Origin of the sequence: uncultured Selenomonas sp. (assembly GCA_905372355.1) — a bacterium.
Classification (GTDB): Bacteria; Bacillota; Negativicutes; order Selenomonadales; family Selenomonadaceae; genus Selenomonas.
This window is the reverse complement of the sequence record CAJPOT010000003.1, coordinates 16363-29406: the sequence shown is the minus strand read 5'-3', so window position 1 is coordinate 29406 and position 13044 is coordinate 16363. Positions and strand designations below refer to the sequence as shown.

General features: G+C 56.0%; 8 protein-coding genes and 1 riboswitch. Of the genes, 3 read left to right on the top strand and 5 right to left on the bottom strand.

The annotated features are described in order from the left end of the window. Window positions 1–22: 22 nt before the first annotated feature. The 4 genes from QZ177_RS02245 to hypF all read right to left on the bottom strand — a co-directional run bounded on the left by QZ177_RS02245 (window position 23) and on the right by hypF (window position 5633). The gene (locus tag QZ177_RS02245; RefSeq protein ID WP_294175391.1) at window positions 23–877 is read right to left on the bottom strand and encodes a methyl-accepting chemotaxis protein; all 855 of its coding nucleotides are present in this window, start codon (window positions 875–877) and stop codon (window positions 23–25) included. A 101-nt stretch (window positions 878–978) separates the two neighbouring features. Continuing rightward, the gene (locus QZ177_RS02240) at window positions 979–1827 is read right to left on the bottom strand and encodes a methyl-accepting chemotaxis protein (RefSeq protein ID WP_294175390.1); all 849 of its coding nucleotides are present in this window, start codon (window positions 1825–1827) and stop codon (window positions 979–981) included. Between the two features lie 214 nt (window positions 1828–2041). Next, window positions 2042–3241 carry a [FeFe] hydrogenase H-cluster maturation GTPase HydF gene (gene hydF, locus QZ177_RS02235; RefSeq protein ID WP_294175389.1) on the bottom strand — a complete coding sequence of 400 codons (1200 nt, stop codon included), beginning with the start codon at window positions 3239–3241 and terminating at the stop codon, window positions 2042–2044. Between the two features lie 28 nt (window positions 3242–3269). Then, entirely contained in the window at window positions 3270–5633 is a 2364-nt protein-coding gene (gene hypF / locus QZ177_RS02230; protein ID WP_294175388.1) for a carbamoyltransferase HypF, read from the bottom strand. 261 nt (window positions 5634–5894) lie between these two features. On the opposite strand from hypF, the gene QZ177_RS02225 reads away from it, so the two are divergent. Further along, window positions 5895–7781: a glutamine synthetase gene (locus QZ177_RS02225; RefSeq protein ID WP_265071610.1), complete on the top strand. Its 1887-nt coding sequence runs from the start codon at window positions 5895–5897 to the stop codon at window positions 7779–7781. A gap of 55 nt (window positions 7782–7836) precedes the next feature. Here QZ177_RS02225 and QZ177_RS02220 read toward each other — a convergent pair whose 3' ends face one another. Continuing rightward, on the bottom strand, window positions 7837–8100 hold the full coding sequence (locus tag QZ177_RS02220) for a hypothetical protein (protein ID WP_294175387.1): 264 nt from the start codon (window positions 8098–8100) through the stop codon (window positions 7837–7839). 139 nt (window positions 8101–8239) lie between these two features. Continuing rightward, a riboswitch (cobalamin riboswitch) is annotated at window positions 8240–8414 on the top strand. Window positions 8415–8646: 232 nt separating this feature from the next. Between QZ177_RS02220 and QZ177_RS02215 the strand changes: the two genes are divergently transcribed. Both QZ177_RS02215 and scpA read left to right on the top strand, forming a co-directional pair. After that, the gene (locus QZ177_RS02215) at window positions 8647–10845 is read left to right on the top strand and encodes a methylmalonyl-CoA mutase family protein (RefSeq protein ID WP_294175386.1); all 2199 of its coding nucleotides are present in this window, start codon (window positions 8647–8649) and stop codon (window positions 10843–10845) included. Beyond that, a complete protein-coding gene (gene scpA / locus QZ177_RS02210; RefSeq protein WP_009646212.1) occupies window positions 10845–13040 on the top strand; it encodes a methylmalonyl-CoA mutase in 2196 nt (731 codons plus the stop codon). The genes QZ177_RS02215 and scpA overlap by 1 nt, the downstream gene beginning before the upstream one ends. Window positions 13041–13044: the final 4 nt, after the last annotated feature.

The following is a 13044-nucleotide window of genomic DNA, read 5'->3' as shown; positions in this document are numbered from 1 at the left end:
GTGCGGCTCTTTTATTGTTGACTTATTTCTGCAGCCCGTTGACAAAGTTCTGCAGTTCTGTGATGATGTCACGCACGCGCGAGAGGTTGGCTGTGATTTCCTGCGTGGAAGCAGCCTGTTCTTCGCTGATCGCGCCTGTCGACTCGATAGATTTGGAGATTTCCGCGACGGATTTATTCATCTCGGAAAGGGTTTCTTGAATTTTCTCTGTGGCTGTACGGGACTGCTCAGCAAGTTTTCTGACCTCTTCAGCGACGACGGCGAAGCCTCTGCCTTGCTCGCCAGCGCGCGCAGCCTCAATGGCGGCGTTGAGGCCCAAGAGATTCGTTTGCTGGGCGATTTCGTTGATGAAGTCGATGACCTTGATGGTCTCTGCGTTTCGCTCCTGCAGCGTGCCTGCCTGCGAAACAGATTCCTGCCCCGTGCGGGCAAGCTCGCCTGCACTGTTGGCGACTTGCTCAATGGACTGATATACGGTTTCTGTCGCATTGGCGATGCGATCAATGTTTTCGGCAATCTTGTTCAAGGTATCACTGATTTCATAGCTTGAAGAAATGACGATGGGAACATCGCCGTTCGGCCCAGTAACGGGCGCTGCCGTGACATGAATCGGTACGCCGTAGAGGCTTGGATCGAGCGCCGAAGATGTCGTGCGGCGTTCGTTGAACGCCTGCTGTACGACGGCGATGTTGCGCACAGAGTCTCCGGGAGAACTCTTGATCTGCAAGTGTTTTGCAGGTGCGACGTCGAGGATGGTCTCGGGCGATGATATGACGAGCCGCGTATCGTCCGGCAGGATGGGATTCAGATAGGGCAGTACGAGTTTGAAGGCGTCGATGAGCTGTTCGTTTGTCTGGATATTTTCCGGCAGTGCCATAGGGATGTTCCTCCTCCATATCAGTCGTTTCTTGCTATGAAACGGGGGTACTTTCATTAAAAGCGGCGCATAATGTCCACGAGGCGATACTTGTGCGTAGTTTATTTCAGTTCTTTGACGAAGCGCTTGAGATCTTCGATGATGTCGCGCGCCCCTGCAAGGCTCGCTGTGATTTCTTCGGTTGAGGCGGCCTGCTCCTCGCTGATGGCGCCGGTCGATTCGATGGATTTGGAGATTTCCATGACAGCCTTGTTCATTTCGGAAAGAGTCGCCTGAATCTTCTCCGTGGCCGTGCGCGACTGCTCTGCCATCTTCCGCACCTCTTCAGCAACGACGGCGAAGCCTTTTCCCTGCTCGCCTGCACGCGCCGCTTCGATGGCGGCATTGAGACCGAGAAGGTTCGTCTGCTGGGCGATGCCGTTGATAAAGTCGATGACTTTGATCGTTTCCGCATTGCGTTCCTGCAGGATAGCGGCTTGGGAAACGGATTCCTGCCCGGATTTTGCAAGTTCGTTGGCACTTTCCGCGACCTGTTGAACGGAAGCATGAATCGTCTGTACGGCGGATGATATGCGCTCGATGTTCTCAAGCACGGTTTCTGTGGCGCTCGGACGGAAGCCGGCAGCGACGACGCCGATCACCTCGCCGTTTATGCCGAAGATCGGCGCTCCGGCAGTGCGAAGCGCGATGCCGGCAACGGAGGCGGGCAGCTCGACGATCGATGGACGCTTGGTACGCATTGCGTCCTGAATTGCCGGATGTTCGAGCATGGAGTCGCCTACGTTCAGCGGGAGGGAGAAACTCTTGGCGGGTACAACGGCAAGACATTTCGTTCCGTCCGAGAGAACAGAGGTGATATCAGCTTCCACCACTTCATTCAGATAGGGGAGCACCGCCTTGAAGGCGTTGATAATGTCTTCATTTGTCTTGATGGTTTCTGGCAGAGCCATGAAAATTCCTCCTCAAAGTTGGGGTATGGCTTCGTACTCTGTTTTGCCCCTTGTAGTTGTACTTAGGTCAAAGGACGGATAAGCCTTCTCCTGAAAATGCTTTTCTGCTATTCTTTCTAGATAAAAAGAGAAATCCCTGCAAAAATATTAGGTAAATTATAAGGGAAATAAAGAAAAGCATATCTTTTTCAAAAGTTAATAGAAAAGTCCTAGTCTAAAATCTTTTTGCAAGATGCGGGAAAAGTCCCAAGCTGCGCTGCAGGATACCGTGCAGATGAGCGATGAGCGTGCCGTAGTTCGTCATGGGCACGCCCTGATCCTTGGCACATTTCATGCGGTAGAGCATCTCGCGCTGATTGAGCATACAGCCGCCGCAATGGATGATGAGCTGATACTTCTGCAGATCCTCCGGGAAGGTCTGGCCGCTTGAGGTTTCAAAAAGCAGCTTCTTCTTTGTGTGCTCGGTGAGCCAATGCGGAATCTTGACCGTGCCGATGTCGTTGCATTGACGGTGATGCGTGCAGCCTTCGGAAATGAGTACGGTATCGCCGTCCGCGAGGCGAGGGAGAGCGGCGATGCCGTTTACGGCCTCAGAAAGAAAGCCTTTGTAACGCGCCATAAGGATGGAGAAGGAGGTCAGAGGGATGGACTCGGGTATGAAAGAAGCAGCTTTTTTGAATATCTGGCTGTCGCAGATAACGAGATCGGGCGCGTTCTTCAGGCTGTCAAGTGCAGCGGAAATCTCCGTCTCCTGACAGACGAGAGGCAGGGCTCTTGCTTCCAAGATGTCCCGAATCGCTTGCTGCTGCGGCAGGATGAGACGGCCTTTCGGCGCCGCCTTGTCCATGGGCGCGATGAGCAAGACGAGAGCGTGCGGGGCAAGCAGGTCGCGCACGAAAGCGCGAGGTTTTTCTTGCGGCGCAATCTGGCTCAAGCGTTCTTTCAGCTCGTTTATGCCGAGGTCTTTCATAGCGCTGACTTGGAGTATGCTTTCATTGCCGGCAGAGGAAGGACGCTTTTCGTCCTCGCATTTGTTGCAGACGATGAGATGGGGGATGTCCTTCTCGCGAAAAATCTGCATCAGTTCTTCGTCGACCGCTGTCATGCCTTCAGCGGCATCGAGGACGAGAACGGCGATATCCGTCTTGTTCAAGATGCGGCGCGTCCTCTTGACTCTGAGTTCGCCCAGGTCGCCCGTGTCGTCAAAGCCCGGCGTGTCAATGAGGAGGACGGGGCCGAGCGGAAGAAGTTCCATCGCTTTCGTTACAGGGTCGGTCGTCGTACCCTTTTCGGGGGAGACGACGGCGACTTCCTGTCCCGTGATGGCATTGATGAGGCTGGATTTCCCGGCATTGCGGCGGCCGAAAAAGCCGATGTGCAGGCGTTCGCCCGAGGGGGTGTCGTTAAGTCCCATGAAAAGTTCCTTTCTATTCGTGACTGCTCTATTTGTCCTTCAGGCACTGCATGGCGAAGAGCGCCTGTCCGACGGCGATACCGCCGTCATTCGGTGGGATGATGCTGTGATGCAGGACATGAAACCCGTCTTTTTCCAATGCGTTTTGTGTCAGGCGCAACAGCAGGGTGTTTTGAAATACGCCGCCTGTCAGTGCCGCCGTGCTGCAGCCTGTCATTTCACGCGCGTTTTTGCAAGCGTCGCGGATGGCGGCGGCAAGTCCGCGATGAAAAGCGAGTGCTAGGAGGTCGCTTGACACATTTTGCAGGCGATATTGCAGCAGATGGCAGAATAAATCGTTTGAGGTCAGCAGGAAGCGACCGTCCGTAATCATAATGGCGCTTTCTGTCGGCGTCGCTTGGAGCGTGCCGTCCGCTTTCCAGCGTGCGAGCAGCGCGTCCGCTTGTGCAGAATTTCCAGCCTTTTCGGCGGTCTCAGCTGCGAATTGCAGGTATACGGCGGCTTCTCCCTCATAGGTGGAGATGCGGCGGATGCCGAGCAAGGCGCTGACGGCATCGAAGAGCCGCCCCGCGCTCGTCGAAATCGTCGTATGCAAGCCATTCTCCAGTTGGAAGATGACGGAGGCAGCTTCTTTTTCTGTCGCAAGGCCGAGTTTTTTGCTGTGGAGGAGGGCATTCTCCCTGCCGCAGTAAAGATGGAGCAAGGAAACGGCAAGACGCCAGCCTTCTCGCGCGGCGAGGTCGCCGCCTGCATGGAAGAAGGGCGCAAGGGAGGCGAGCCTTTGAAAATCACGCGTTGTAGCGAGCATGATTTCGCCGCCCCAGATCGTTCCGTCCGTACCGTAGCCTGTGCCGTCGAAACTCACGCCGATGACGGGGGAGAGGTGATCGTTCTCCACCATGACGGAGAGCACATGCGCGTGGTGGTGCTGCACCTTGAAGATGGGAAGTCCCAAGGTTTCGGCGAAGCGGCTCGTTTCGTAGCGCGGATGAAGGTCGGCGGCGACGGCGACGGGAGTGATGGCGAGCAGACGCTCCATGCGCGGCAGGGCTTGGCGCAGAGCTCGGAGGGTGCGCAGATCGCTCATATCGCCGAGATAGGGCGAGGGGTAGAAGAGTGAATTCTTGGCAAGGCAGAAAGTGTTCTTGAGTTCGCCGCCAATGCCGAGAACCGAGCCTTGGAAATCGGCAGAGAGCATCAAGGGAAGCGGTGCGTAGCCGCGGCTGCGTCGAATCATATAAGGCGCACCTTCGTAGAAATCCATGACGCTGTCATCGGCGCGCAGACGAATCTCGCGGTCGTGCGAGAGGATGAGGTCGGCGATGGAAGAAAGCGCGTCGAGTGCGTCCTCGTCCGTACGGCAGATCGGCGCTCCCGAAGGGTTGCCGCTCGTCATGACGAGGCAATCTGTGAAATCAGCGAGTTCGTCGGGCAAGGAAAAGAGCAGAAGATGCAACGGCGTGTAGGGCAGCATGACGCCGAGGGAGGGCATTGCGGGTGCGACGCTCGCAGCGATTTTTCCGTTGCCGCTTTTTTCCAGCAGAACGATGGGTTTTTGGTGATTGTCGAGGTGCGCTTTCTGTGCGTCGCTGAGGCGGCACTCGCGCCGCACGGTGTCGAGGCCGCGCAGCATGACGGCGAAGGGCTTCTGCGGGCGGCTTTTGTGCTCGCGCAGCCGCTGCACGGCCGCCTCATTTCTTGCGTCACAAGCGAGGTGAAAGCCGCCGATGCCCTTGACGGCGACAATGCCGCCCGCCTGCAGCACATGCCTTGCGCGTGTGATTGCAGCATGGTCGCGCTCTTCGCCGCCAAGGAGATAGACGTGCGGTCCGCAGTCGTTGCAGCATACGGGCTGCGCGTCGTAGCGGCGCGTCTCGGCATGGGTGTATTCGTAACGGCACGCCGGGCACATGGGGAACGCTCCCATGCTCGTACGCTCGCGGTCGTAGGGCATGGCGTCGAGGATCGTGAGCCTGGGACCGCAAGAGGTGCAGTTGATGAACGGATGGAGGTAGCGGCGGTCGCTTTTATCGAAAAGTTCGGTTTGACACTTGGGACAGACGGCGATGTCGGGTGAAACAAATACGTCGCCGCTCTCATGGGCGCTTTCGATAATTTGGAAATCGTGAAACAAAGGGGCTTTTTCCATAGAATCTTGCAGGATTTTCAGTATGACTGCGCGTTCGGGCGGCTCTTTTTCCAGTTTCTTGCGAAAATCTTGCAGAGCGTCCTTCGTGCCTTGGGCACGAACTTCTACATAGGAGCCCTTGTTGCAGACGTCTCCCGTGATGCCGAGCGCATTTGCCGTGCGGCTGACGAAGGGGCGAAATCCGACGCCCTGCACGATGCCGAAGATTTTGAATCGACTGGTTTGCAAAACTTTTTTTGCCATGCGGATGCTGCCTTTCCTTGAGAGGTGTCTTTCAGCGATTATACCACGCCAGCGGAAAAAGTTCCTGCTTTTGGCAGAATTTTGCTGGACAGAAGGAGAAGGAGGTGCTATGATAGTCGCATGGATAAGTATGTTGGCAGCGTTGCCGTATAGCTTTGTTTTCCGCGCATGTACGGGAAAGCTTTGCTGTGCGGTTTTTTTTGTGCCGCTGTCGTTGCAGCGAATGAAATGTCTGCCCACGAAAGGAAAAGGATGGTTGAAATGGAAGACTTGTTGTATGTGATTCCAGCAAATTCCTCGAAGAAAGAAATCGTTCGTCTCTTGGAGGCGCATCCGGAGATAAAGTTTGTTTCTCTCGTCGGCATCGATCTCGCAGGCAATGATACCGATGAAAAGATACCGATGCGCATCTTCCTCAAGGATATGGATGATTTCTACAATGGTACGGCGGTGCAGACGGACGGTTCTTCGGTCGTGCTGACGGGCATTGCCATCTTGAACAACGCGAAGGTCGACATGCCGATCGATCCGGAAGCGAACTGGTTCATCGATTATAATCTTGAGCATTTCGATGAGGAAACGGGCAAGCCCATCGGCACGCTGCGCATTCCGTCCTTCCTCATTCATGACGGCAAGCGCGTCGATTCGCGTGCCATCTTGAAGGATACCCTGGTCTACTTGAAAAAGGAACTCTTGCAGATGTTCAAGGAGCATCCGCACGTTTCGGGCCTTGAGCATATCGACGGCTCGAAGATTGTCGATTTCCAGTTCACTTCGGCTACCGAGTTGGAGTTCTGGGTCAAGACGCCTCTCGAAGAGACGAATGTGGAGGAACTTTCGGCTTCTCAGGTCATGCAGGAGCAGTATTGGCAGCGTACGCACGGCGCTGTGCGCACGGCGTTGGAGCAGGCGGTCATGCTGCTCGATCGCTACGGACTGCAGGTTGAGATGGGGCACAAGGAGGTCGGTGGTCTCAAGGCGCAGATTGACGAGTCGGGCAAGATGACGCATGTGTGCGAGCAGATCGAGATCGACTGGCGCTTTTCTGACGCCCTGCAGGCGGCGGACAATGAATTGATTGTGCGCACGATGGTGCGCGAGGTCTTCCGTGAGAACGGCCTTGAGGTGAATTTCAAGGCGAAGCCGATGATCGGCCTTGCGGGCAACGGCGAGCATACGCATTTCTGCATCGCCGCCGTCATGGAAGACGGCAAGGTGCACAATCTCTTCACGCCGCAGGATATGACGAAGGACTACCTGAGTGCCGTCGGTTATGGCGCGATCATGGGGCTCTTGAAGAATTATGAGGTCATCAATCCCTTCGTGTCGGCGACGAACGATTCGCTCAACCGCTTGAAGCCCGGCTTTGAAGCGCCCGTCTGCATCGTCACTTCGCTCGGCTATACGCCGGAGATTCCGTCGCGCAACCGCACGATACTTGCAGGATTGATTCGCGATTTGGCGAATCCCTATGCGACGCGCTTCGAACTGCGCGCCTGCAATCCGTATTCCAATATATACCTTGTTTTGGCTGCGGTCTATTCTGCAGTGCTTGACGGTGTGAAGACCTCGATTCACCATACGACGGAGGAACTTCTGGCAGAACTTTCCAAGGAAGCGGGGAAGGAAGGCTTTTATCTTGAAAAGGATCGCGCTTATCGTAGCGAGGTCGACGTCTTCGAGGATTACACCGAAAAGGAAAGAAATCGCCTCTTCGGCGCACCGCCGGCGACGGTTTGGGAAAATATGCAGGGGTTTGAGAATCATCCCGAGAAGGTCGCCGCCATCACGGTGGGCGGCGCTCTGCGTCCGCAGATCATCGAGGCGTTCAAGGCGGGCGCTCTCCTGCGCTGGAAGACGGAACTCATCAGCCGCATCATTCCTGAGAACCGCGACATCGTGCGCAAGGCAAAGGAAGTGCAGGCGACCTTCGTGACGGATCAGGATTCCTACAACTGGAACAAGATCAACGGCATTCGCTCGTATCTCGCGAAGGACAGCATCGACGAAAAATCTCTGTTCACGCTTCTCATCAAGGCCTTGCACGAAGGCGATTACGCCGTGGCGTCGGGTCTGCAGGTGGAGATGTATGACAAGATCGAGGAACTCAAGGCGCTTTATGACGCCTATATCAAGAATATGATCTGATGGATTGCCGCCAAAAAGCGCCTTTGCGGGCGCTTTTTGGCGGCAATTGCGTTTCTTAATAAATATGGTACGTCTTCCAGGGAATCTGCTCGACCTTGACCGTCTTTAGAAAATCGACGATGTCCTTTCTGCCATAGTAGCGCGGATTGCCGTCCTTGTCCTGCGACATCAGTACGATGGGCATGTTGCGGAAGAAGGGGGCGATCTCATTGCGGAACGATACGGCGCGAGCCGTGTACTGCGTGACGTGGGGCTTGACGACGACGATGGCGAAGGTCACGCCCTGCTCGATGATGACGGATCCATGAACTTTGATCATGCTGTGTCTCCTTGTGCAATTTTGAAGAATCGTAGAAAATCGTAGAAAATCTATGCAGAATCAAACCATATTTTTATTGTAAAAGACTTCGGGAGTATTGACAATCCCCAATAAACAGAGTTAATATAAAGATGAAAACAACATATTGTTGGAGACAGGCGTCGCAAGACTTAATAGGGAATTCGGTAGAAGCCGGAGCGGTCCCGCCACTGTAAGAGGAGTCCTTCATAAAAGGCCACTGGAGAAATCTCTGGGAAGGCATGATCGGACGATGAATCTGAGCCAGGAGAACTGCCTGTTTTGACATCACCGTCAGCGCGATTTGCGCTGGTACCTGCGAGCGATGGGTAGGGGATTTTGTCGTTTCACGGCAGGCTCTCCGGCGCAGATTTGCACCGGATTTTTTATTGGAAAATGCACTTTGCACGGACATGATGTGCAGAAGAGATTTCCTGCAAGCCTGTTCACGAAAATGATGAAGCCGCCCTCGACTGCAGGGCGGCTTTTTGTTGTATTCCGTATTATTTCAAGGGAGGCTGTGGAAATATGAGCAATGAGACAAAGGGTCAGGACGAGAATCTTGACCTGCAGGCCATCTTGAAGAAGGCCGAACAGCAAACGAGTTTCCCCGATGTGCCGCTCGACGAATTCGAACCGCCGACGTATGACGAGTGGAAAGAGGCATGCGTCGCACTCTTGAAGGGGGCGCCCTTCGAGAAAAAGATGTTCACGAAAACGTACGAGGGCATCACATTCGAGCCGATGTACACCCACAAGATGACGGACGAGATCCTGCCGAGGACGGACTTTCCCGGCATGGACAACTTCCTGCGCGGTGTGCGTCCGAACGGCTATATCGAACAGCCTTGGGGCATCGCGCAGTCGTGCGACGAGACGCTGCCCGAGGAGAACAACGAACTCTTGCACCGCGAAGTGGACAAGGGTTCGACGATCTACAACATCCGCCTCGATTCGGCAACGCTCCTCAACAAGGATGCCAAGGATGCTGAAAAAATCGGTGATGAAGGCTGCAATATCACAACGGTTGAGGATATGCACACGACGCTCAACGGCTTGAAGCTCGACCAGCATCCGCTCTACATCTATGCGGGCGCGTCGTCCCTGCCGATGCTGTCTCTCGTCGCTGCGTCCGTCAAGTCTGACGGCGGTGACCTCGCGAAGCTCAGCGGCTTCGTGGGAGCAGATCCCTTGGGCGAGTTGATTCAGCGCGGTGAGAACTACGCTTCGCTGCCCCAGCTCTACGATGAGATGGCGGAGGCCGCTCTCTGGGCAAAACAGTATGCGCCGAATCTCAAGACGATCATGGTGCGTAGCGATGCCGTTTCGCGCGGCGGCGCCAACGATGTGCAGGAAGTCGCCTCGACGCTCGCCGTCGGCGTCGCGTACTTGCGTGCCCTCATGGAGCGCGGACTTACGGTCGACGAGGCGGCAGGGCAGATGATGTTCGGCTTCTCGATGGGCGCGAACTTCTTCCTGCAGATTGCGAAGCTTCGTGCGGTTCGCCCGATTTGGGCGCAGATCGTCAAGGCGTTCGGCGGCGGAGAAGAGGCGCAGCGCATCCACGTACATGCACGTCCCGCACTGTTTTTCAAGACGGTTTACGATCCTTACGTCAACATGCTGCGCAACACGACGGAGATCTTCTCCGGTGTCGTCGGCGGACTTGACTCCTTTGAGAACGCTCCGTTCGATGAGCCGATTCGCAAGGGTGATGAGTTCTCGCGCCGCATCGCGCGCAATGTGCAGATCATGCTGCAGGAAGAATTCGGCCTTATGCAGCCGATTGATCCAGCGGGCGGCTCTTGGGCAGTCGAGACGCTGACGAAAGAAATTCAGGAAAAGATTTGGGCAGAATTCCAGACGATCGAGGGCAAGGGCGGTATCGTCAAGGCTCTCGAAGTCGGCTATGTGCAGGAGGAAGTCGCAAAGACGCTTGAAGATCGCTTCAAGAAGCTCGAACTGCGCAGAGATCGCATCGTCGGCAACAATATGTATCCGAATATGACGGAGAAACTGCTCGATCCGCGCACAGAGGATGTGGCGGAACTTCTGGAAAAGCGCAAGAAGGATGTCGAAGCCTATCTCGCCGATGTGGACGAGACATTCAAAAAGGAGTGCCTCACGGCATTGAAGAATGCGGGCAAGGGCGAGAAAGCGGAAGCGGCTGTCAAGGCGGCGAAGGCCGGTGCGACGATTGCGGAGCTTCGCGAGGCTCTGCAGACGGGCGAGGCAGCTGAGAAGATCACGGCAATTGAAGCGCACCGCTGGAGCGAGCGTTACGAGACGCTGCGCCGCATCACCGAGGAGTACAGAGACAGTCATGACGGCGACAACGTGAAGATCTTCCTCGCGAATATGGGCCCCATTCCGCAGCACAAGGCGCGTGCCGATTTCTCGACGAGCTTCCTGCAGGTCGGCGCTTTTGAAGTGCTGTTGAACGACGGATTCAAGACGACGGATGAGGCGGCTGCCGCTGCGAAGGAGTCGGGCGCCGATGCTGTCGTCATCTGCTCGACAGATCCGACGTATCCGGAAATTGTGCCCGAGCTTGCGCCGAAACTGCGCGCGGCATTGCCTGCGGCTACGATCTTCCTCGCGGGCGCTGCGCCGAAGGATTTGGAGCCAATTTATCGCGAAGCGGGCGTGGATGACTTCATTTCCGTGCGTGCCAACTGCTACAAGACACTGCAGATGCTGCAGAAGAAGAAAGGAATGATTCAGTGATGGCACAGAACCCTGATTTCACGAAAATCAACCTTGAGGGTGCGCCTGCTCATAAAGAGGCGGATTGGCGCAAACGCTTGGAAGCTTCGACGGGCATGAGCTATGACTCGCTGATGGAGAGCACGATGGAGAAAATTCCCATCAAGCCTTTCTACAATCACGATGAATACGATCATATGAACCACTTGGAGTTTGCGAGCGGCATCCCGCCGTGCCTCAGAGGACCGTACTCGACGATGTACGTTTTCCGTCCGTGGACGGTGCGTCAGTACGCAGGCTTCTCGACGGCGGAGGAATCGAACGCTTTCTACCGCAGAAACCTTGCGGCCGGTCAGAAGGGTCTTTCCATCGCCTTCGACCTGCCGACGCATCGCGGCTACGATGCCGACAATCCGCGCGTCATCGGCGACGTCGGCAAGGCGGGCGTCTCAGTTTGCTCGATGCTCGACATGAACATCCTCTTCTCGGGCATTCCGCTCGATCAGATGTCGGTTTCCATGACGATGAACGGCGCCGTTCTGCCGATTCTCGCCTTCTTCATTCAGTCAGGCGTCGAGCAGGGCGTTGACAAGAAGATCATGGCGGGTACGATTCAGAACGACATCCTCAAAGAATTCATGGTGCGCAACACGTACATCTATCCGCCGGATATGTCGATGCGCATCATTGGCGATATCTTCGAGTACACGACGAAATATATGCCGAAGTTCAACAGCATTTCCATTTCGGGCTACCACATGCAGGAGGCTGGCGCGACGGCAGACATCGAGCTTGGCTACACGCTTGCCGACGGTCTCGAATACATCCGTACGGGCATCAAGGCGGGACTTCCGATCGACGCCTTCGCAAAGCGCCTGTCGTTCTTCTGGGCAATCGGCAAGAACTACTTCATGGAAATCGCCAAGATGCGTGCAGCGCGCGTCCTCTGGGCGAAGATCGTCAAGTCGTTCGGCGCGGAAAATCCCAAATCCATGGCGCTTCGCACGCATTCGCAGACTTCGGGCTGGTCGCTTACGGCGCAGGATCCGTTCAACAACATCGCGCGCACGGCGATGGAAGCGATGGGCGCGGCTCTCGGGCACACGCAGTCGCTGCACACGAACGCTCTCGACGAGGCCATCGCTCTGCCGACGGACTTCTCGGCTCGCATCGCGCGCAATACGCAGCTCTACATTCAGGATGAGACGAGCGTCTGCAAGATCATCGACCCGTGGGGTGGCTCCTACTACGTCGAAGCCCTCACGAACGAGATCATTCGCCGCGCTTGGGCGCATATTCAGGAAGTCGAATCCCTCGGCGGCATGGCGAAGGCGATTCCGACGGGTCTGCCGAAGATGCGCATCGAGGAGGCTGCAGCGCGTCGTCAGGCGAGAATCGATTCGGGCAACGAGACGATTGTCGGCTTGAACAAGTACCGCTTGGAGAAGGAAGATCCGCTGGAAATCCTCGCGATCGACAACACCGCTGTGCGTCAGGCTCAGGTCGAGCGCCTCGAAAAACTGCGTGCAAACCGCAACGAGGACGACGTGCGCGCCGCCTTGGAAGCCATCACGAAGGCCGCCGAGACGCGCGACAACGGCAATCTCTTGGAATGCGCGGTCGAAGCGGCGCGCGTGCGCTGCTCGCTCGGCGAGATTTCGGATGCCGTGGAAAAGGTTTCGGGTCGCTATCAGGCCGTCATTCATACGATTTCGGGCGTCTACTCTTCGGAGTTTACGGATAAGACGGAGCTGGACAAGGCGCGTGCGCTTGCCGATGATTTTGAAAAGCTCACGGGTCGCCGGCCGCGTATCTTTGTCGCCAAGATGGGTCAGGACGGTCACGATCGCGGACAGAAGGTCATCGCCTCCTCCTTCGCTGACATGGGCTGGGACGTCGATGTCGGACCTCTGTTCCAGACGCCGGATGAGACGGCGCAGGATGCCGTCGATAACGATGTTCACATGGTTGGCTTCAGCTCGCTGGCTGCCGGTCACAACACGCTCCTGCCGGCTCTTGTGGAAGAACTCAAGAAGCTTGGGCGCGAGGACATCATGGTCTGCATCGGCGGCGTCATCCCCGTGCAGGACTATGACCACCTCTACAAGAGCGGCGCGGTCGCTATCTTCGCTCCGGGAACGAACATCCCCGAGGCGGGCGTCAAACTCCTGAAACTCTTGATTGGACGTGCAAAGGAAGAAATGGCTGCGGGGTAACGAC